We start from the raw sequence: 20,245 nt of genomic DNA, 5'->3' as shown, positions 1-20,245 counted from the left end.
GGCCCGAACAGATCAAATCGCTGATCGAGACCGAAAAACCTGCCGCCGTGGTCGTCATGCTGGGTTCCAACGACCGCCAGCAGATGAAGGTGGGTGACGTGCGCGAGCAGCCCCGCTCTGAAACCTGGACCAAGGAATATGAGCGCCGGACCGACGCGTTCGGCAAAGCTATCGCGGAGGCAAAGGTACCCTTCCTCTGGGTCGGCATGCCGGCTTTCCGGGTGTCGAAGATGACCTCCGATATGCTGGCCTTCAACGACATCTATCATCAGGCCGCTGAAAGCCATGGCGGTGAATTCGTCGACGTCTGGGACGGCTTCGTCGATGAGAACGGTGCTTTCGTCACCAGCGGCCCCGACATCAACGGCCAGCCGGTGCGGCTGCGCGCCGATGACGGCATCAACGTCTCGAAGGCAGGCAAGCGCAAACTCGCCTTCTACACCGAAAAACCGCTGCTGAAGATCCTCGGCCTGACCGCGCCTGGAAGCGTGATTACACCGTCCGCTCCGGCGGGCGCACCTGTCGAGGCGCCGGCGCCGGCCGCGGCCCCCATCGTTATCGACCGCACCGCGCCGATGCTGCTCAGCGATCCGGCACTCGACGGTGGCTCCGAATTGCTGGGCGCGGCACCGCCGGCGAAGGCCAATCCGGACCTGCCCGGTGAAAAGCTTGTGGTCGAGGGCAAGGCACCGATTGCATCGCCCGGCCGCGCCGACGATTTCTCATGGCCGCCAAAGGCCGCGACCGATACCACGACCGCGATCAATCGTTAGTATCGCTGCACGCTCCTGGGTTCAGCGCGGGAGAACGCTCGACCCCATCAACGCCTCGTCGATCGAGCGTGCCGCCTGGCGGCCCTCGCGGATCGCCCAGACGACCAGCGACTGGCCACGACGCACGTCGCCGGCCGCATAGAGCCTGTCCACGCTGGTCTTGTAGTCGCGGTCATTGGCCTCGACATTCCTGGAGCGGCGGCTGTCGGTGGCGATCTTCATCTCACCGTCCAATTCCTTCGCCACCCCGGCCGCGGCCGGCCCGGCAAAGCCGATGGCGATGAAGGCGAGATCGGCACGAATGACGAATTCGGTGCCGGCGATCGGCTTGCGCTTGTCGTCGACCTCGCAGCACTTGACGCCGGTCAGCTGGCCTTCCTCGCCGATGAATTCGAGTGTCGCCACCTGGAATTCGCGCTCCGCGCCTTCGGCCTGCGAGGACGAGGTGCGCATCTTGGTCGCCCAATAGGGCCAGACCGAAAGCTTGTCTTCCTTCTCCGGCGGCTGCGGACGGATGTCGAGCTGGGTGACGCGCACCGCACCCTGGCGAAAAGCAGTGCCGACACAGTCGGAGGCGGTATCGCCGCCGCCGACGACGACGACATGCTGGCCGCCGGCGATGATCGGATGCGACGGCCATGCCACCGACTGAATCGGTTCGCCGCCGACACGCCGGTTCTGCTGCACCAGATAGGGCATCGCGTCATGCACGCCGCCGAGATCGTCGCCGGGAATGCCGGCCGCGCGCGGCGTTTCCGAGCCGCCGCAATAGAGCACGGCATCATGTTCGGCGAGCAGCTCGGCAACCGGCTTGTCGACGCCGACATTGACGCCGCAATGGAAGGTCACGCCCTCACCCTGCATCTGCTCGATGCGCCGGTCGATATAGTGCTTCTCGATCTTGAAGTCGGGAATGCCGTAGCGCATCAGCCCGCCGGGCCGGCTTTCGCGCTCGTAGACATGGACATCGTGGCCGGCGCGGCCAAGCTGCTGGGCAGCCGCCATGCCGGCAGGGCCGGAGCCGATGACGGCGACGCGCTTGCCGGTCTTCTTCTCCGGCGGATAGGGCCTGATATGGCCGGTTTCATAGGCCTTGTCGGCGATCGCCTGCTCGACCGTCTTGATGGCGACGGGAATGTCCTCGAGGTTCAGCGTGCAGGCTTCCTCGCAGGGCGCGGGGCAGATGCGGCCGGTGAACTCCGGGAAATTGTTGGTCGAATGCAGGTTGCGGATCGCGTTGTCCCAGTCGCCATTGTAGACGAGGTCATTCCAGTCCGGAATCTGGTTGTGGATCGGGCAGCCCGTCGGCCCATGGCAGAACGGAATGCCGCAATCCATGCAGCGCGCGGCCTGTTTCTCGACCTCTTTGTCGGACATCGGCAGCGTGAACTCGCGGAAATGCCGGATGCGGTCGGAGGCCGGCTGGTACTTGTGCACCTGCCGGTCGATTTCGAGAAAGCCTGTTACCTTGCCCATAGTCCAGTTCCTGCTGTCCAGATGGTGCGCCTGGCGACGCCCTGCAGCTGGATCAGATGGGGCATCCCGTCCACACATGGGCCGCACCAAGTTGCCCAAAATTCGACTATGTACACTTGCCGGGCTCAAAGCTCGTGAGGGGCTCGCCATGCAGCCAGTTCTCGACTCTAATCGAAGGAGCCGGGGACTCCATCTGCAATACCACGTTGCGGTCCAAAGCTATTTCCAAAGGTTTCTGCACGAGCTGGTTTCCTCTCAGAGACGGCACACGGGTTCAGGGAGGAGCGCATCGCTCGTCTTGCCCCATTGAGTGCAGTCACAGTCACTCAGTCTCAAAAGCCATGCCAACGCGCTCAGCGCGCAGTTAGCGCCCATTGCTTCGAAAAACCTCGTCAGTGCCCAGATGTTGGTTGTAATGAACCTGACATTTGTCTGACGCTGTCAGCTTTTGGACACGCGATCACGCGCTTCGTGCCGCCAGATGGCCAGGCCGAGCCCTGTGTTGCCAGCGGTCGCTTCGATGATTGTACCGCCCCGCGCGTGCCACGCTGTTCGGCATTAACGATCATCGACAACGCAATGCGATCCTTGATCGATCCGCCGGGATTCTGGCTTTCGATCTTGACGAAGCGACGACACCTGCCGGTATCGAATCTCTTCAGTTCGACGACCGGCGTCTCCCCAATCAGATCGAGCACTGACAAATGGCGGACGCAGGCGAGAGGACGCCTTTGTCGACGGTCGGCGGAACATCTCGAGGCTCATGCGGCTGCGGTCTCCAGAATGTCGGCATAGTGCCGTTGCGCAATATCGGGATGCGAGCGCAGTCGGCTCTTCAGCAGTTGCGGAACAGGGGATTGTCGGGGTCGCTGGCGGGGCACCCGCTTCGGCAGCCAGTTCAGGCGGCAGGTCAAGAAACCGTATGTCGGCATCAAGCCGCGCGCCGAAGAAGAAGGGAATAGAAACAGTGCCCTTCGAAAGACCCAGGGCGACGGAAATCATTGCATCGGGCGAGTTCATGCGCCTGAAGCAGCGCTGGCTGCAACTGCTTCATAGCGACAGGCGGGCGGAGACTCTAGCGGGGCTTTCGCCGCTTGGTTGATTGAGGCTCTCGACGAAGCCACTAAGATTCGGCGGCCGATAATAGCTTGCTGCTCATTGGGACGCCGACCAACGCCGGGATTGAGAAAGGCAACCCTGCCCCACAAGGCGGGTGTCACACGTGCGGTGCGTCCGCTCGTCGCGCCGGATGGTCTTTGAGACCTGGGTTCACGGCTATTCAGATGCACCCCTGTCGGCTTTTCGGTGCAGGCCGCCAGGCGGCGTGTTGCAGCAGCGGTAATTAGTTTGAGAGCGTGCGAGCACGGGCTGCATAGTGAGATCATTTGCCGGCGTGGGGACCAAGGTGTGGCGCAGCCTTAGAGAACTCAACACCGAGACCGGAGCAACGGAGACGGCTCTTTCGTCGAGACAGTTTAATTGGAAGGCCGAGAAGCACCGGCTGGGTAGCGTCACGCCGCATCATTCTTTGCGGAGCTGGAGCGCGCGGGATCGCTGGAGCGGCTGGTGAAAGCGGTTGCCGGGGCGCACGCCAACAACAACACGTGAGCTGGCGCCTCGTGTGGCAAAAGGAGGGGGCGAGAGCCCATGGCCTGCAATGAAGCGATCAAGCATTGCGATCGTGGAACCAAGCTGCCTAGTCGACCATCCGGACCGCGGCCTTCAAGCCAGCTCGCCTTGGAATCGGCCTTCCAGGAATCACCGTCAAGGCCGACTCACGACCTTTTCGCCATGAGCCGCGAAGAGGGCATTCCGCCGGAAGCCGATGGCTGCCTTCTCTCGTTCATCGACGGCTATGTGGTGAGCGGCCATGTGCCGGTCGGCACGGTCAACAAGCTCTTGACCGAGCGGCCCGACATCAAAGGGCATGACGCTGCCCGGCATGCCGATGGGCTCCCCCGGCATGAGTGGCACGAAGGAAGCGCCCTTCGAGATTCTCGAAATCCGAAAGTCTGACGCGACCGGCGGCATCTACGCCACGGAATAGGAGGCTTCGATGATGGAATGCATGAGCGGCATGATGATGTTCGGCACGGGCCTGGTGTGGCTGCTTGTCGTCGTCGTGCTCGTCCTCGGGACGGCCGCGCTGATCAAATACCTGTTCTCCAGCGGCGGCAAAGGAGAAGGGCGTCGGTCCTCTTATCGATGCGTGGCCGCGGCAGGCCTCGGATTGGTCTGGACATTGCCTTGGCTCGCCAACCGGATGGCCGCGCCCCGGCCGCGGCGATAGCGCTAGGCAAGACGGTTTTAGCCAGGCGAAGGTCAGCGCGATTGGAAAGCCCGCTGCCTTCGGGACGCATGCCGGCGCCGGGACCGGCCGCGGTCGTCGGCGGCGGCTACCAGAGCGACATGCCGGGCTTCGGGAATGTCCTCACCGACGAGGAGATCCGGGCCGTTCTGGCCTTCATCAAAAGCACATGGCCCGAGCGGGAACGCGCCTATCAGGCAGATGAGCCGCCGGGAGCGGGAGCAGACACAGTGAGACCAATCCTAGCCGCGGAGCCCTCGAACGCCCCCAACCGGAATGCATTGTCCATGAAAGCGAAACCGTCGCTTGCGATTCAATTTCTGGCGCTGATCCTCGGGACCTCCGCGCTGGCCCACCATCCGGGCGCCGATCTCGACAAGATGAGGGACAGCGCGGAGAGGTTCTTCCAGGCGATCGACGAGCAGGCCGCGCCGCCTTTCGAACTGGCCGACGCGGACGGAAGGGCCGTCCGCCTTCCGATCTCTCCGACAAGATCGTGGTGCTCTACTTCATGACGAGGTAACCTTGGAAGAAGAAGGCGACGGCCACTGGCGGCAGGATGGCAAGCACGCTGGCCGCAAAAAGCGGCCCATACTCATAGAAGCGGGCCGGTTCTGTCGCAAATCGTGCTTTTGGCCACAACTGGACGCTTTCGCGCGCTTATGGACCAGCTCACATGACAGGGCTCGACGTGCCCCGGGGTGGCGCCCTACTTCCACGCTCGCACTGTCACACTCCCGCCGAAAGGCGGGTTTAGTGAGTTATGGCAGTGACTGTGCCACCAGTCCAAACGTCGAGTTTCGCGGCAACTTCGACGCTTTCCTTAGCTGACTTGCCCAAAACCAGCGCGGCCAAAGCATACTGCTTGCCGCTCCCGATGGCATAATATTCACCTTTCACGGGATCACTTGGCAGCCAATTGCCGTCCAACAATACGGCTTCCCCATTTTTGCGCACTATCAGCGCCTCAAATTCAAAATTGTCGTCGTTGCGCGGCACAGGAATATCAGAAACATCCATGCCCTTCTCAACCCAGTCTCGAACGGCCTTTGGAATACCCAAGGACGAAGAGGAAACGCCGATGAGTGTGCCGTCGCATAAGCGAAACACCTTCGTTTTCTCACCGACGGATACTGAGTCAAAACCCAAGGCTCGGCCGTCGCCAGCCATGGTTCCGTTCCTGTAAGCTATTGTTGTCATTGGCACCCTTCTATCGCTGCATCAAACTTCAGGACCTTGCGCATGTCCCCTGTGTCAAGGTCACTGACCGACGGCCTATTTGCCTGATACACGATACAGGCTGCGCTCCTTGAGTTCGCGCACGGGTGGCCGTCATCTTGCCGCCTTCGCGCAATGCCTTGAACAGGCCGAGTCTGTCCCCCAGCGGGAATGACAACCACCTCCATGTCGTTGAAACGCAGGAAATCCGTCACTTTGCCTCGTCGGTAACGGGCGGAGCCGGAGCGGTCGTCACCGGGCAAGCGCGGTCGCAGTAGGTATCCTGGGCAGCCCGTCAGACATGGATGGCTTCGGTTGTGTCATGCGACTTCTTGTTGGTCGGTCACGTGTTTCCGGATAACCAGCATGCGCTGTGCCAAATGAGAAAACCATTTAAAGTCAATCCAGCAGATCTGACTGTATTCCGACATTGTCGGAAATTGGACATCGCCGAACGCGGGCGCTCGGGGCTTGTGATGATACTTGGGCGTGCTGCTTCGGAGGAGGGATGCGCCTCGTACCGGCCGCGAAGCCTTCCTGCATTTAAGGCGCCAGATCAATTGAACGCGATGCCGGGCAGCGTCGCAGCGGCTAAGCCAGCCACTCGCATTGCTCCCTGACAGGATGGTGCCGATCCTGCTGAGATCGCATGCTGGCGCGACGTTGCTTTGCGGCCACCGTCGCGCCTGCCCGTGAACTGTTCGCGCCTGTGCTCATGCTCGCCTTGACACCCTCGATGGGTCCATCCGGGATGGTCAACCATCCGGAACATAGCGGGCAGGCGGGCATCTTCACCAGCAGTCTCTGTGTCGCTCTCGTGGCGGCAAACAAGATCGAGGCTGGCGGGGTGATGATCAACGGTCCTCGAACCATCGATTTTGATCGCGGTGGCCGTTCAGTGCGTTCAAGCACGAGGCGCCGTTAGACGGCACCGCAGCATCATAGCGAAGTGCCATGCAGGACGACTCCCTGCAGCATCGTCTCGCGCAGCCAAACACTTGCCGGATCACTGTTGTGAACGGCCGGGCGTTTGACGGCCTGTGACGCGAAAAGGCAACGGAAGATCTAGCATTTATGGGGGAAATGTTTTTTCGGAGTGCTTGACCCGCAGGAAGGGCAGGGCATGACTGCCTATCGCCCGACCCGGCAAGGCCGCACTCATGACCGGCTGGGCTCGGTTAATCCTGCATGCCGCGCCCATGAGGTTACTTGTCCGGAGTGCGTCGAGCACAACGAGGAGATGTAGTTCACGATCTTTGAAAAGCGTGGTCAACCATCCAAAGTGTGGATGCCTTTCATCGAAACAAACGATTTCATCAATGTTCTGGAATCCTGCATGGGCAGAAGCACCTGATGGACACCGATGCCCCCACTGCCTCATGGCGTGGCGAGCGTCTTAAGAAACCGCCCGAAAGGAGATTTTTCATGCGCTCTACCGGGCAGTGGAGTGCTGGGAAAGGGAGTTGCAACTGACCGGCCATGTCAAACTGTCCGACTTCTTCCGAGCCTATGGACAGACCGGGAGACGCGCACGTGTAGCGGCTCACATCGTCATACTGCACCTACGCCACACACCGGCCGGACCTGATCCGGCTTTATGAGCATTGGGTTTTGTCAGTTGCCCAAGCGTGATGGCTTTCGCGACGCGGCGCGCCTCAGGAACTGAGCCGCGTCCAGGTCGAAACGCGGGAAAGAAAGACAGGAAACAGAATGGCCGATCAATTCGCAACGGACGTCATTGCCCTGATCAAGAAACGCGCCGAGTCGGAGAGCGGTGAGGGAATGCCTGCGTCATTCGTCGGCGAGATAACAATCGCCACGGAACTGGACGCGCTCGGGTTCGATTCGCTGGGTTTGGCGGACGTCCTCTGGGATGTGGAGCAGGCCTACGGCATCAAGATCGACATGAACACGGCCGATGCCTGGTCCAATCTCAAGAATGTCGGCGACGTCGTGGAAGCCGTCCGCGGCTTGCTTGCGAAGGAGGCTTGAATGGACAGGCGCGTCGTTATCACCGGAGTGGGCGGCCTGTGCGGACTGGGCACCGAGGCCGCCTCTATGTGGAAAGAGATGCGCGAAGGCCGCTCCGCCATCGGCCCGATCGCCAATTCCGAGCTTCATGACCTGGAGGGCATGACCGGCGCTGAGATCAAGGCGCTGCCCCAGCACGACATCAACCGGGGGCATCTCATCTCCATGGACCGCTTCAGCTTGCTCGCCGTGCTTGCAGCGCGCGAAGCCATGCGGCAGGCCGGACTTTCCTGCGACGAGGGGAATGCCCATCGCTTCGGCGCGACAGTGGGCGTCGGATTTACCGGTTCGTACGCAACAGAACAAACTTACCGCTCACTGCTTTTGGGTAGCGCAATCCGTGCTGAACTCTTCACTGGAGTAAAGGTGATGCCCAGCGCCGCTTCCGTCCATCTTAGCTTGAGCCTCGGCTTGCGCGGGCCGGTCTTCGGGGTGACCTCCGCATGTGCCTCGGCCAACCATGCGATCGCCTCGGCGGTGGACCAGATCAAGCTGGGCCGGGCCGACGTAATGGTTTCCGGAGGCAGCGACGCACCCTTCGCATGGGGCGTGCTGAAAGCATGGGAAGCAATGCGCGTGCTTTCACCCGATACCTGCCGGCCCTTCTCCGCCGATAGGAAGGGCCTGGTGCTGGGCGAGGGTGCGGGCATGGCCGTGCTGGAAAGCTACGAGCATGCCACGAGGCGTGGTGCCACAATTCTTGCCGAGATCGCCGGCGTCGGCCTTTCCGCCGATGCCTTCCACATTGCCGCGCCATCTGTCGAGGGGCCAGCGTCGGCGATGCGCGCCTGCCTTGCCGATGCCGGGCTGAATGCCGAGGACGTCGACTACCTCAACGCGCACGGCACCGGTACCAAGAGCAATGATCAGACTGAAACGGCGGCGATCAAGCGTGTGTTTGGAAACCACGCTTATTCGATGTCCATCTCTTCCACCAAGTCCACGCACGCGCATTGCCTCGGCGCAGCGAGCGCGCTTGAAATGATCGCCTGCGTGATGGCAATCCAAGAGGACGTCGTGCCGCCGACCGCCAACTATCGCGAGCCAGATCCCGCTTGCGACCTCGACATCACACCCAATGTGCCGCGGGAGCGCAAGGTGCGCGTCGCCATGAGCAACGCCTTCGCCATGGGCGGTACGAACGCAGTTCTGGCATTCAGGCAGGTGTAGAAGCCATGCAAGACGCCTCATTTGAGGTCACCTGTCGTATCTAGCTGCTTGAGGGGCGGGGCATTGTGATACAGGGAGGGCTGTGGGGTCCCTCCTTCTCGGCCTCGACGATGTGGGAGGAGCCTGTGCGGCGAAACGGGCTAGACGCCCCCAGGCCCAGAACTTGGGCGAAACCAACTCCCACCAAAGCACAGCCGCTTTAGTAGCCGAACAATGAAGCCTCGCTCGACGAGCCGCCGCCTCTACTGTCAGCGGCATCACGCGGTTGAAGCGAACAGCGCAGCGGCTACTGTTTCCCGCACAACTCGGACGGCAATTGGGACAAGTCCGCACATGTCGTCACGTAAGCTGAACGCCGCAGGTACAGCCAAATTGGGGGCGGGGCGTTTCTGCCGTTTTGATAGAATTCTATCAAACTGACAATTTTCCTTGCACGAATGCAAGGAGAGCTCGATTGACTCCCCTCCTTTCTTGTCAAGGATGGGTTTGCAGGCTGCGGTGCGGCAGAAGCCGGACAGAACGGCGACCGGTCGAGTAAAGGCCTGCGCAAACAAGCGCGCATATTGCGGGCGCCCGCACGGAGGAGAAGACGCTCGTCCTGGTGAAAGACAACGATGCTCAGGCGCCATTGCCATTTGCCGAGGGGGTCCGCGCGCCGGAAATTTCGAAGCAACAAAGGTGAGATCGAGAATGATGATGGCGAAATACAACACAGCTCACCGTCCAGTGCAGTTCTACCGGCGGGTGGCGGAGTGGGATGGGCTGCCAAATGGAACGTAAAAAGATCAGCAAGGAGATGCTTGGCGATAGTCAGGCGCTGCGCAAGCTGCGTGAGCACCTTGTCAAGGTGGCCAAGGCGAAGACTACGGTCCTGTTGCGAGGTGAATCCGGAACCGGCAAGGAGCTGGTTGCCAAAGCCATTCACGAGCTCTCGCCTCGCGCCAAGCAGCCCTTCATCAAGGTCAATTGCGCGGCGCTCACCGAGACGCTTCTGGAATCTGACTTGTTCGGTCATGAGAAGGGTGCCTTCACCGACGCGAGCAGTTTGCGCAAGGGGCGCTTTGAGGCTGCCGACAAAGGCACATTGTTTCTGGACGAGATTGGCGAAATATCAGGTTCGTTCCAGGCTAAGCTGCTGCGTGTCCTGCAGGAGCAGGAGTTTGAGCGCGTCGGCAGCAACCACACCATTAAAGTTGATGTTCGCGTGATTGCCGCAACGAACAGGGACTTGGAAACGGCAGTTCAACGCAAGGAGTTCCGGCAAGACCTCTATTATCGCATCAACGTCGTCACTTTACGCGTGCCGGCATTGCGCGAAAGGCGAGGTGATATTCCGCTCTTGGCCGCTCAGTTTCTCAAGAATTTCAATACTGAGAATGATCACACGCTGACCTTCGCTCCCGAAGCGATTGAGGTGCTAATGAACTGCGAATTTCCAGGTAACATCCGAGAGCTCGAAAACTGCGTTCAACGGACGGCAGTTCTGGCGACGGGTCCATCAATCCTCAGAACTGACTTTGCCTGTTACGCGGATCAGTGCTTGGCCGCGGCGCTGTGGAAGAACGGACAGCCGACGTCAGAGAAGTCGACTACGATCGAGCCTTCCGCCGCCTGTGCCGCCCCGCCCGTCGGCGACGGGCAAGCGCCGATAGGCCCTGCCACGACTCGTGGTAGGGTGCCCGATGCCGATACGGTCATTGCTGCCATGGAAAAGTGTGGCTGGGTGCAGGCAAAGGCGGCGCGCCTGCTCGGTTTGACCCCGCGCCAGATCGGCTACGTGCTGAGAAAACGCGGTATCGAGATCAAGCGTCTCTGAAACAACCCGCCGAGCAAGAGCTGGAGCAGGTCAAGCATTGGTGCTCTGGCGCCGAGCCCATCGGCCAGGCTTACGAAGTGGGTGTGAACAGCGCTGCCAAGATTCCGGCCGTGTGCTTTCTACCACCAGTCGTACTGGGGCTCTGCGACTGACAAACTAAAAAGGAGTAATCCTCTGGCGGGACCTGGTCGATACATTAGCTGATGGCTTACCGCTCGATATCACGCAATCTGAGATGGGCATGAAAGTGAGTTCGACCGCTGGACAGTTGCCGACTTCGTCAGGTATTGGCCCCTGCGACCGGTTGATCTCCGATATCCAAATTCTTGGAAGTTGGTCGAGACGAAACTGTCGCCCCGGCTCGTGACCGACCGCGCGCCCGGCAAGATCGAGTTACAAAGTTGCCGAGGCAGTTTGATGTGCGTTCCTGCATCACTGTACGGGACACGACCTGACGGGAGACTATGATGCGTAGCCAAAAAGAAAAGATGCTCGCAGGCGAGTTTTACAATGCGGCGGATCCGGAGATCCAAGCTGACCTGTTGGCAACCGGGGCTTGGCTCAAGCGGTACAATGATACGCTGGGGCAGACCACGGGGCATTGGCATGAGCTTTTGTCCGAGCGGCTGGGAGAGGTTGGGCGCGGAACGGTCATCCGTCCGCCCTTTTTTTGCGACTACGGATTCAATATCCGCATTGGAGCCAATGCCTACATCAACTTCAACTGCGTTATTCTTGACGTGGTAGAGGTCAAAATCGGGCAAGGAACGGCAATTGGGCCTGCTGTGCAGATTTATACCGCCGATCATCCACATGATGCCGAGCAGCGGCAGGCCGGCCTGCAGGTCGGGCGTCCTGTTCACATTGGCAGCCGTGTCTGGATCGGCGGTGGAGCAATCATTCTGCCTGGCGTCACGATTGGTGATAATGCAGTGGTAGGCGCTGGCTGCGTGGTCACACGAGATGTTCCCGCCGGGGCAAAGGTAGTGGGAATTCCTGCTCGCGTGGCCGACCCACATAAACAGGCATAATCAACCTCGTTGACCCTGGAGGTGCATGCGAACTGTCGAAACTGTGCCGAATTTTTGTCGAAGCCATTGAGCGCTGCATATGTTGTCGCGACTCGGGCGCTTCAGTTCTTTTGCCACGGGGGTCACAAGATCATGTGCGTAATGCCGCCGCAACGTGCTCACGTCCCGCAGCAGCGGACCCTTTCACATGGCCCAACGAATTCAGAGCCTACGTTGTGCTGCCACTAGCATTACTGCTCACGAATGTATTCCCAACTGAGTTTTCGCCCTTGGAGGCAAGCAGCGACTCACCAGCAATCGCCGGCCATTAATCCTGGCTAGCATCGACCCCGACGAGGCGAGCCGCGGCGTTGCGGATCGGCATGTCGATGACCGTGATTGCGCCTTCGGCAAGGAAACGACGTTCGTTTCTGGTCAGCGTAGCCGAATCGATCACCGCAAAATGTGGGCCAGTGGAGCGCTTCATCAGCTGTCTGGCATATGTGCGCAGCATCTGATCGTTGAAGCGGCAGCCCACGAAGAAAAAACCCCGGTTGACGCGCCGTTGCTTCACCGCGTCCGGGATCGGCGTCTGGATATCAATTTCGGTTAGGACTTCGACGTAATCGGAATCAGCCACGAGGAAGTTTGCCGCCGGCCTGACGCTGCCGTGCGGCGCATAGAGCACCGTCCTAGCCACTTGTTCGGCCTCGAGTTCTGTTCCTGACAAATCGTAAGTTCTCGTCCAGATGTTACCGATTCCGGTCGCGCGCGTCGTTCCTTGTATCTCGACAACGTCTGTTTGGCCGGCCTCTGCAAGGGCTGCTCGCATGGCGCCATCGTACCAGCTGTCGATGATGACAGACAGTTGAAGGGTTGCGAGCCAGGCGTGAAGAACGGTCGGCTCGGCGGGGGCTGCGAATATCTCCGCCATCCACGCTTGGAGAGTCCGACGATGTCGGCGCTGCTCGATAAACTGCGCGACCGACCACATATTGGTGCGAATCCTGGAAGGGGCAGGCGCCCGCTTGTTGAGGGCCGCGGCGACATCTTCAGGGGTGCAAGGTACAGGGGATTCCGGTGGGTTAAGCTGCAGAAGACCAGGACCGAGATAGGGGATCACTCGATCGGCCTTGAGAGCGCCGTTCAGCAGGTCAATCAGTTTTTTGGCAAAACTGCCCCGGACGACGACGAGATGGTCCCAGCTCAGCATCGTGTTCATACGCGTTTCCTCTCCGCCACTGAACCCACCGGCATCAGGCCCCGTCGGAAATCTTCATCGCCTCGACGGTGATCGGCAAACGCGTGTCGCGCGGAAGGTCGGGCAGCATGAGCCGCCAACCGTTCCTGAGCGTCACGGTCCCGCCCCATAAGTCAGCGTTCTCAATCTCGGTGATCGGCTCTTCGAGATCCTTCTTGGGGACATAAGCCGACAAGCCAGTAGCGGTCCTGCGAATCATTACTTTCATCCGGCTGTTCCCCCGTTGGAAATGCCTTCAGCTCCGCAGGGAACCTCGACTTTGTCGAGGCTAATGAGTTCGCGCGCTCGCATGCCGACGACCGTGCCACGATCGATCCATTCGACCGCATAGATGAAGAATTGCTGGAGAAAGGTTCCAATGTCGCGCACGTAGCCTTCGTCGCCCTTCCGCACGAGGTTTTCGCCGATCTCCTTGCCGGGATAGGTGCCGTCGTTTTTTATGTGGCGTATCGCACGGACCCGCTCACCCTGCATGAACCGTGGCGGTCTGCCGATTTCGACCTCCTGTTCGCGTCTGGACCACATGCTGTCCATTCCTTTCTCGAGGCTTTTGTTGTGGTCGCGGGTTGCAGGCGTCGTCGTGCGGCGAACCCGACCGTTTCGGTAGGAATCAAGCGGGAACGCAGGTTTTCGGTACCGGACAGACCGACACGCATTGCTGCGTATCGAAGGCCTCCTTGCATTCGGTGCACTTGTTTGGATCGATCACATAGGCGTCGCCCTTGAACTTGATCGCTTCCGAAGGACATTCGAACTCGCAGGCCCCGCATTGGGTACATTGGGATGCGATGATCTTTAAAGCCATTCTAACTCCTGGTTATCGGACGAGACGGCTCAGGCCGTCGCCGCTAGTGGTCTGATCCCAAACTCTGCCGCGTAAAGTGCGCTGACTGCGGTCTCGATGTAGTCATGGCCATAGGCGTCGGTTACGCGCAGTCCAACTCGCGAGAGTTGTTCCTTCGGGCGATTTCCGATCTTGGCGCATAGCACTATGTGTATGCCTTCGAGCGCTGCGATGACGCCCTCGAGGATGGCGTCTTCGCCCCCGCCTCCGAGGCAATACCGCTCGACCTTCCGATGCCCGACCAAGCTGATCCCTCTAGGCGAGACTTCATAAACCTGGAATTCCTTCGCGTGGCCGAAGTGTTCGTTGACCCGTCCACCTCCCTTAGTGGCCACCGCAACCAGAAGCGACTTTTCGGAGTCTGTTGCCTTGACCATACCGATGGCCTCGCTCCTCGCCGCCTCATGATCACGGCGCTCGTGTGCGACCACCTGCCGATAGGCCTGACGCTTGCCAGCATCGTAGGCGACATCGTCGGGAATACCGTCCAGCGTGAATTCCTGGCCACGATCTTCACCGAGCAGGCCGACAGCATCTGCCCGGCACTGCCGGCAGTGGCGCATCAACTTGGCGCCACCTTCAAGTCGATCCTGAAGAGCCATCATCTCCGTTGCCGTTGGGCCGCGCTGCCCGATGAGTCCGTAGTGGGTACCGTGCGCCGGGTCCGAAATCAGAGGCATCACGTTGTGCAGAAACGCGCCCCGCTCCCTGACCATTTTGTTCACCTCAAACAGGTGCTGGTCGTTCACTCCAGGAATCATCACCGAGTTGATTTTGGTGAGGATGCCGCGCGCGCTCAGCATCTCCAGGCCCAGCATCTGCCGCGCGTGCAAGATTCGAGCGGCTTCGATGCCGAAGTAGCGGCGATTTTCATAAAAGATCCATGGATAGATCTTCGCGCCGACTTCCGGGTCGACCATGTTGATGGTGATCGTCACGTGATCAACATTCATTTCGGCAAGCTCGGCGACATGGTCCGGCAGCACGAGCCCATTAGTGGAGACGCACAGCTTTATGTCGGGGATTTCCCTGATGACGCGGTCGAACGTTGCCTTCGTTTTCTCCCAATCGTAACAGGCATCCCCCGGCCCAGCGATGCCAAGAACCGAAAGCTGCGGAACTTTGTTGGCAACGGCGATGACCTTGCGTAGCGCTTGGTCGGGCGTCAACTTCTCAGACACAACACCAGGCCGGCTCTCGTTGGCGCAATCGTATTTGCGATTGCAATAGTTGCACTGGACATTGCAAGCCGGCGCGACCGCCACATGCATACGCGCGAAATAATGATGCGCTTCCTCCGAAAAGCAGGGGTGATCCTTGATCCTTTCCCAAATAGCCGGATCCTCTTCGCCCGGGCTGGTCGGCGACGAGCCGTAGGAAGACGATGCGCAGCCACCGGATTTCGCGGCTGCCAGAAGACCCTCGGATGTCGTGCTAGTCGGCCCCTCAATCGAAACTGTCGGTGAGGACATCAAACGGCTCCGTTGCTGGTAACGTCGCGGTTCAAGGTGCAAGAGCCATACCAACTGAAAAAAGCGGCTTCAGTTCACTATTCGGGTCGATATCGCATTGTGTCAGGCCGGCGCGACACAATTTTGTCCTGCTTGCGACAGTGCAAGTCCAAATCCGTTCAGAAGCACGAAGCACTCCTTGTCGCGCACAGGGCGCGCAAGACCACTGGCCTGACGATTGGCTCATCAGGCTCTTAGAAGTTCCTTCACCTCGATACTATGCCGGCGTATCGCCTAGCCGACTTGTCGCAGCTTGAGGCCGAGAATTCGAGCCGCATTAGCCTGAACCCAGCCGGCCTTCTCCATTGTGTCGATCAGCCGTCACGCTTCGTCCGCCGCGGTCCCAGCCCCCGTCCGGCCGTATCGTTAGAATCGCAAGTGGCCATCTCGTGTTCAGGCGGGCGCCGATGCGCCGAACCGGCATCGTGCTGGCCCGTGAGAGCTCGTCGATGACATTGCCACGTTCCGAAAGATTGGTTCCTTCCAGAGGAGAACGCCAAGCACGCAGTTCTCCGGCTCGCGGACGTTGCCGGGGAAATAGCATTGCGAGATCAGCTCAACTGCCGACGGCGCAAAGCCATGGTTCTCCATATTTCAAGGGTAAGCGCTGTGTCCTTCCAGGAGGACCCGCGATCTGTGGGCCTGCCGATTCTGAGGTGGATCGGAGATCGGCTTGTGTCTGAACTTGAACTTACGATTGACCCTGAGCGGCAGCCTCGGCGTTTTCGAGGGTGATCAACGGCGCTGTTGGTCGGCGGCATTGGTCGATGGACGACAAGGCACGGAGTCATCTCCGAGACCCTGGAGCCGACGCGGTGATCTCGGAGGTTGCCCGGCGCTACGGGCTGCGGCCGCGGCGGAACGCTCGCAAGCTTGCGACGTCGGCAGGACAGGCCACTCCCGCCTAGTGGTTTCGGTGGCGCCACCGGAACGACCCGTTGGGCCTACATCCTTGCACCAGAGCTCAAGGCCACGGCCTGAGAATCGGCCGCCGCTCCCCCTACTTGGTTCCTCAGCCGACAGCGCTAAGAAGGAGAGCAACTTCCGTCGGCGCGAGGATCATTGCGTCGTGGCCAGTGGCGAGTTCCTGCCACGCCCAGCCATCCTGCTTCGCGACCCATTCTCGCGCTCCCGCCATCGGCGGGTGGAGTGGATTAGTGCAGACGACATAGGTTCGGGGTCTGCCGTTGCCGAGCGGGTGCTCGAGCTTAAGTCCGCTTTCGTAGGTGCCTGCCGGATGCGGTGTTATCCGGCGCCGCACCCAGTCCGTGAGCGAGTGTCCCTCGGGAGTGCCGAATGCTGTTGGCGGCGGAGTCGGCATGAAGATACCCCGTCCTTCCTCCGCAACCAATTTTCGACGGGCGGCGACGATGTCGGGGGGCATGGTGCTGAATACACTTTGACCGCTCTCGACGATGGCGCCGTCGAGATAAACGAGATGGCTGATATGGTCGGGTATCCGGTCGGCGGCGCCGGTGATGCTGATGCCGCCTAGACTGTGACCGACAAGGATCACATCGCTCAGCTCTTCCGTTACAATGTGGTTGACGATGTCGGTCACGAATGTGTCGGGCGTGATGTCCTTGCACAGCAAACGTGCGCGTTCGCCGACACCTGTCTGGGTAGGCGTGGTCACGTGGCATCCCATCTTGCGAAGATTGGCGGCGACGTCCCGCCAACACCATCCGCCATGCCAGGCACCATGCACTAGCACATACGTCTTTATCATGGATTGTGCCGTTCCATTTGCTCACCGGCCGTTGTGGCTGCCATCCGGCACGATGGCCGGACATTGTCCAAAGGGGCTCGACCACGTTACCGGTGGTAAGTCCGGCACAGGCGCCCCGTGGCCTGAGGATACCCCTACCAAGTCGAGGAAACTTGAATTGCGAAACCCAATATTCACTAGCTCTTTGCAAGTGGATGGAGAGGCTCATGGTGTGCCGCAGTTGCTCGCTGCCGGCATGCTCTTGGCACCGGCTGATCATCCGAACTTGAACAGGACACCAAAGCCGCCGCGCGGATAGTTCCACTCGATGTCGCCGCCTTTCTCGCACAATATCCGGCAGGTGCCGCATTCCATGCAGCCGTCGGCGGTGATCTCGACTTGACCCTTGTCATTCAACTCATAGCATTTCGCCGGACAGACGTAGGTCAACGCAAGCAAGTTCGCGCTTGGCTTGTCGTGCGGTCGCACTATGATATGGGGGCGGCCGGAATCGACCAGATAGCGGTTCTGGTAAAGTTTGTCCTCGACACGAACCTTCGTCACTGCGATCGTCATCTTGTACCCTCTTCAGCGCCATGCCAATGCCAGGCGGACCGCGTCGCTGACCAACCCCCAGCGCGAGCGCGCGTTGATGAAGGCGGCCGTGGTGTTCTTTTCCTTCTCGATCTTCGGCGTGCCGTCGACACGCATGAAGGTCTGAGCGGCATGCGACATCAACCGCGGATAGCTGTCAAAAAAGTTGCTGGAATTGGTGTGGAGTAAGGCTGGCATGTCCTTGTATTTCTTAAGATCCTTGATCACAAAGGAGTCATCCAGCATCGTCTTGTAGAGCGCAAGGTTCGCTTTGGTCATAGGACCGTTGCGGCTTTTGACTTTGATGATCGCCTCAGCCGCGACACGACCCGAGGTCATGGCAAGGTTCGAACCCTCACGGTGAATGGCATTGTTCAGTTGCGCTGCGTCGCCGACGATGACCCAACCGTCGCCGAATAGCTGCGGAATGGCCCTGTAACCACCTTCGGGGATAAGATGGGCGGCATATTCTTTCACCTCCGAGCCAGCGATCAGCGGCCGGATCGAAGGATGGTTTTTCATCGCATCCAGGAGGGCGGACGGGCTCTCCATCGTCGCGGCGAAATCCGAGACCAGGCAGCCGATGCCGAGTGAAATCGACTCCTTATTGGTGTAAAGGAAGCCGAGCCCGGCCATGCTGCGAGAGATCGTGCCCACGGCCTCGATTACGCAGCCTTCATCGCCCTTCACCCCGAACCGCTGGCCAATGACCTCTTCGGGCAAGAAATGCATTTCCTTGACGGCAATCGCCACGGTCTCCGGCTTCGGCATCTCGCGCAGGCCTGCGCGAGTGCCAAGCAATCCCGACACCCCTTCTGCGAGAACGACCACATTCGCGAAGACCACTCCGCCAGCCCGGTCTGTGCGGACGCCGATCACCTTGCCATTGCCATCACGGACGAGTTCCGTCGCGGTCGTCTCACACAGGACCGTCGCGCCAGCCTCGCGCACCTTGCGGGAAAACCATTTGTCGAACTGGGCGCGGATGATCGTGTAGCGGTTGGGTTTCGCCTCATTGAAGTCGTCCGACCGGTAATGAATTCCGGTGTGAGACGTGTCGTCCATCACCCAAAGTCGCTGTTCGACCAGGTGCCGCTCGAGGGGCGCATCATCCCGGAAGTCCGGGATGATCTTCTCCAGCATGTTCGCGTACATTATGGCACCCTGGACGTTCTTAGAGCCCGGATATTCCCCGCGCTCCAACTGCAGTACCTTCAGCCCCTGGCTTGCCAAAGTGTAAGCAGCTGCGTTTCCAGACATGCCGGCTCCGACCACAATGGCATCGAATTGTTCAATCATGTCCTCTCCCTCAACTCGCAAGCTTGTCTCGACTGTGCGGCGACAGCCGCCGGGTGAAGGCTTCCGTCAGTGCGGGCAGGAAGCGGATTGCATCCGTGACGATCCCGAGGTGGGCGAACTCGAAAATCGGCGCGTTCGGATCGGTGTTGATCGCGACGATGAGATCGGCCCCCTCGACCCCAACTCGGTGCTGGATGGCGCCGGAAATTCCGGCCGCGATGTAAAGCTTCGGTCGAATGGTCTTGCCAGTTTGTCCAATCTGTCGATCAGCCGGCATCCAGCCCTTCTGGACCAAGGGGCGCGAACAGCCATGCTCGGCGCCGATCGCTCGGGCAAGATTCTTCACAAGCTGAAGGTTCTCCGCCGCTCCGAGACCGAGGCCTCCCGCAACCACGACATCCGCATAGGCAAGATTTGCCATTGCCGACTGGTTATCCGGTAGGAAGCCGAGGACTTTGGTGACGATATCGTCCTCAACGAGCGACAGCTTGTGCCGCATGACACGCCCGACCGGCTTATCCACCCGTTGCGGCATAGGCATGACCCTTGGTCGCACCGTCGCCATTTGCGGCCGGTAATTTAGTGTATAGATCGTACACAACAATGAGCCACCAAAAGTCGGACGGGTCGCGGCGAGTGAACCGTCGGAATCTACATCAAGTTCGGTGCAGTCGGCCGTGAGCCCCGTCTGCAGGGTCGTCGCTACCGAGCCTGCAAGATCCCTGCCCAGTGTGGTCGCGCCGAGAAGGAGGATTTCGGGTTTATGGGTATTGACCAGATCCGTGAGCGCCTTGGCGAACGGCTCGTTCCGGTAGTCGGCGAGCGGCGGCGCATCGACGATGTAGACAAGATCCGCCCCGTAAGCGAAGGCCTCGGCAACAGCGTCCTCGACCATCTCGCCCGGCGGTCCCAGCACGACGCCCGCGAGCTGGACTTCAAGCTTGTCGGCTAATTTGCGGCCTTCGCCCAGCAGTTCGAATGATACAGGATGCACATTGCCGCGTTCGAGCTCGAGGAAGACCCACACGTGCCGGTAGTCTTTGAAACGGTCGGGAAGTTCTTTCTTTACACCGGCACGGCCGGGGGCAATGCGAGGGGTAGTTTGGCTTGCGGTCGACATTTTCTGCTCCTGGCCGTCACGTGCCGCTGTTGAAGGCCAGCTCATGTTCCAGCGCCGGCCGGCGGGTTAAGATATCGGCGATGAGTTCATCGGCTATGTCCTGCAA

General features: G+C 60.1%; 17 protein-coding genes and 7 pseudogenes. 8 read left to right on the top strand and 16 right to left on the bottom strand.

Annotated features, from left to right (window positions below; translation table 11 throughout):
• A pseudogene (locus EN984_RS01310) lies at nt 1–773 on the top strand (DUF459 domain-containing protein); the annotation flags it as partial.
• A gap of 21 nt (nt 774–794) precedes the next feature.
• Here the strand turns inward: EN984_RS01310 and EN984_RS01305 are convergent.
• The 4 genes and pseudogenes from EN984_RS01305 to EN984_RS38510 all read right to left on the bottom strand — a co-directional run.
• Nucleotides 795–2,249 (bottom strand): glutamate synthase subunit beta, encoded by a 1,455-nt coding sequence (locus tag EN984_RS01305; protein WP_127272441.1) that lies wholly within the window; start codon nt 2,247–2,249, stop codon nt 795–797.
• A 41-nt stretch (nt 2,250–2,290) separates the two neighbouring features.
• A pseudogene (locus tag EN984_RS01300) lies at nt 2,291–2,454 on the bottom strand (thioredoxin domain-containing protein); the annotation flags it as partial.
• Between the two features lie 278 nt (nt 2,455–2,732).
• Nucleotides 2,733–3,002 (bottom strand): annotated as a pseudogene (locus EN984_RS01295) (pyridoxal-phosphate dependent enzyme); the annotation flags it as partial.
• A gap of 8 nt (nt 3,003–3,010) precedes the next feature.
• Nucleotides 3,011–3,215 (bottom strand): annotated as a pseudogene (locus tag EN984_RS38510) (isopenicillin N synthase family oxygenase); the annotation flags it as partial.
• An 801-nt stretch (nt 3,216–4,016) separates the two neighbouring features.
• Here EN984_RS38510 and EN984_RS01285 point away from each other — a divergent pair.
• The 3 genes and pseudogenes from EN984_RS01285 to EN984_RS39450 form a co-directional block, all read left to right on the top strand.
• Nucleotides 4,017–4,296, top strand: a pseudogene (locus EN984_RS01285) (DUF411 domain-containing protein); the annotation flags it as partial.
• Nucleotides 4,297–4,317: 21 nt separating this feature from the next.
• Entirely contained in the window at nt 4,318–4,539 is a 222-nt protein-coding gene (locus EN984_RS38505) for a hypothetical protein (RefSeq protein ID WP_245462946.1), read from the top strand.
• Between the two features lie 41 nt (nt 4,540–4,580).
• Complete coding sequence (locus tag EN984_RS39450) at nt 4,581–5,072, top strand: cytochrome c (RefSeq protein WP_244514239.1); 492 nt, start codon at nt 4,581–4,583, stop codon at nt 5,070–5,072.
• A gap of 238 nt (nt 5,073–5,310) precedes the next feature.
• Here EN984_RS39450 and EN984_RS01270 read toward each other — a convergent pair whose 3' ends face one another.
• The gene (locus EN984_RS01270; RefSeq protein ID WP_063169404.1) at nt 5,311–5,727 is read right to left on the bottom strand and encodes a hypothetical protein; all 417 of its coding nucleotides are present in this window, start codon (nt 5,725–5,727) and stop codon (nt 5,311–5,313) included.
• 1,758 nt (nt 5,728–7,485) lie between these two features.
• On the opposite strand from EN984_RS01270, the gene EN984_RS01265 reads away from it, so the two are divergent.
• Both EN984_RS01265 and EN984_RS01260 read left to right on the top strand, forming a co-directional pair.
• Nucleotides 7,486–7,767 (top strand): acyl carrier protein, encoded by a 282-nt coding sequence (locus EN984_RS01265; RefSeq protein ID WP_029356603.1) that lies wholly within the window; start codon nt 7,486–7,488, stop codon nt 7,765–7,767.
• Nucleotides 7,768–8,976 (top strand): beta-ketoacyl-[acyl-carrier-protein] synthase family protein, encoded by a 1,209-nt coding sequence (locus tag EN984_RS01260; protein WP_063169402.1) that lies wholly within the window; start codon nt 7,768–7,770, stop codon nt 8,974–8,976.
• A gap of 257 nt (nt 8,977–9,233) precedes the next feature.
• Here the strand turns inward: EN984_RS01260 and EN984_RS38065 are convergent, their stop codons facing one another.
• Nucleotides 9,234–9,686 carry a hypothetical protein gene (locus EN984_RS38065; protein ID WP_127262932.1) on the bottom strand — a complete coding sequence of 151 codons (453 nt, stop codon included), beginning with the start codon at nt 9,684–9,686 and terminating at the stop codon, nt 9,234–9,236.
• Between the two features lie 62 nt (nt 9,687–9,748).
• Between EN984_RS38065 and nifA the strand changes: the two are divergent.
• A pseudogene (nifA, locus tag EN984_RS01250) lies at nt 9,749–10,792 on the top strand (nif-specific transcriptional activator NifA); the annotation flags it as partial.
• A gap of 464 nt (nt 10,793–11,256) precedes the next feature.
• Nucleotides 11,257–11,823, top strand: coding sequence for a sugar O-acetyltransferase (locus tag EN984_RS01245; protein WP_024505228.1), 567 nt, complete (start codon nt 11,257–11,259; stop codon nt 11,821–11,823).
• Nucleotides 11,824–12,130: 307 nt separating this feature from the next.
• Here the strand turns inward: EN984_RS01245 and EN984_RS01240 are convergent, their stop codons facing one another.
• The 10 genes and pseudogenes from EN984_RS01240 to EN984_RS01190 form a co-directional block, all read right to left on the bottom strand.
• Complete coding sequence (locus EN984_RS01240; RefSeq protein ID WP_024505229.1) at nt 12,131–13,024, bottom strand: SIR2 family protein; 894 nt, start codon at nt 13,022–13,024, stop codon at nt 12,131–12,133.
• Nucleotides 13,025–13,058: 34 nt separating this feature from the next.
• Complete coding sequence (nifT, locus tag EN984_RS01235) at nt 13,059–13,271, bottom strand: putative nitrogen fixation protein NifT (protein ID WP_024505230.1); 213 nt, start codon at nt 13,269–13,271, stop codon at nt 13,059–13,061.
• The gene (locus EN984_RS01230; protein ID WP_024505231.1) at nt 13,268–13,588 is read right to left on the bottom strand and encodes a nitrogen fixation protein NifZ; all 321 of its coding nucleotides are present in this window, start codon (nt 13,586–13,588) and stop codon (nt 13,268–13,270) included. Before EN984_RS01230 ends, nifT begins: the two co-directional genes overlap by 4 nt.
• 85 nt (nt 13,589–13,673) lie before the next feature.
• Nucleotides 13,674–13,868, bottom strand: coding sequence for a 4Fe-4S binding protein (locus tag EN984_RS01225; RefSeq protein ID WP_024505232.1), 195 nt, complete (start codon nt 13,866–13,868; stop codon nt 13,674–13,676).
• Nucleotides 13,869–13,897: 29 nt separating this feature from the next.
• On the bottom strand, nt 13,898–15,379 hold the full coding sequence (nifB, locus tag EN984_RS01220; RefSeq protein WP_063169393.1) for a nitrogenase cofactor biosynthesis protein NifB: 1,482 nt from the start codon (nt 15,377–15,379) through the stop codon (nt 13,898–13,900).
• A 273-nt stretch (nt 15,380–15,652) separates the two neighbouring features.
• A pseudogene (locus tag EN984_RS01215) lies at nt 15,653–15,739 on the bottom strand (helix-turn-helix domain-containing protein); the annotation flags it as partial.
• Nucleotides 15,740–16,430: 691 nt separating this feature from the next.
• A complete protein-coding gene (locus EN984_RS01205) occupies nt 16,431–17,147 on the bottom strand; it encodes an alpha/beta fold hydrolase (RefSeq protein WP_063169392.1) in 717 nt (238 codons plus the stop codon).
• 255 nt (nt 17,148–17,402) lie between these two features.
• Nucleotides 17,403–17,702: a ferredoxin family protein gene (locus tag EN984_RS01200; protein WP_024505235.1), complete on the bottom strand. Its 300-nt coding sequence runs from the start codon at nt 17,700–17,702 to the stop codon at nt 17,403–17,405.
• Between the two features lie 12 nt (nt 17,703–17,714).
• Nucleotides 17,715–19,019, bottom strand: a complete 1,305-nt coding sequence (locus EN984_RS01195; protein ID WP_063169391.1) for an FAD-binding protein — start codon at nt 19,017–19,019, stop codon at nt 17,715–17,717.
• A gap of 10 nt (nt 19,020–19,029) precedes the next feature.
• On the bottom strand, nt 19,030–20,139 hold the full coding sequence (locus EN984_RS01190; protein WP_024505237.1) for an electron transfer flavoprotein subunit alpha/FixB family protein: 1,110 nt from the start codon (nt 20,137–20,139) through the stop codon (nt 19,030–19,032).
• Nucleotides 20,140–20,245: the final 106 nt, after the last annotated feature.

Origin of the sequence: Mesorhizobium sp. M7A.F.Ca.CA.004.12.1.1 (assembly GCF_003997835.1) — a bacterium.
GTDB lineage: Bacteria > Pseudomonadota > Alphaproteobacteria > Rhizobiales > Rhizobiaceae > Mesorhizobium.
This window is presented reverse-complemented; position numbering and strand designations above follow the sequence as displayed.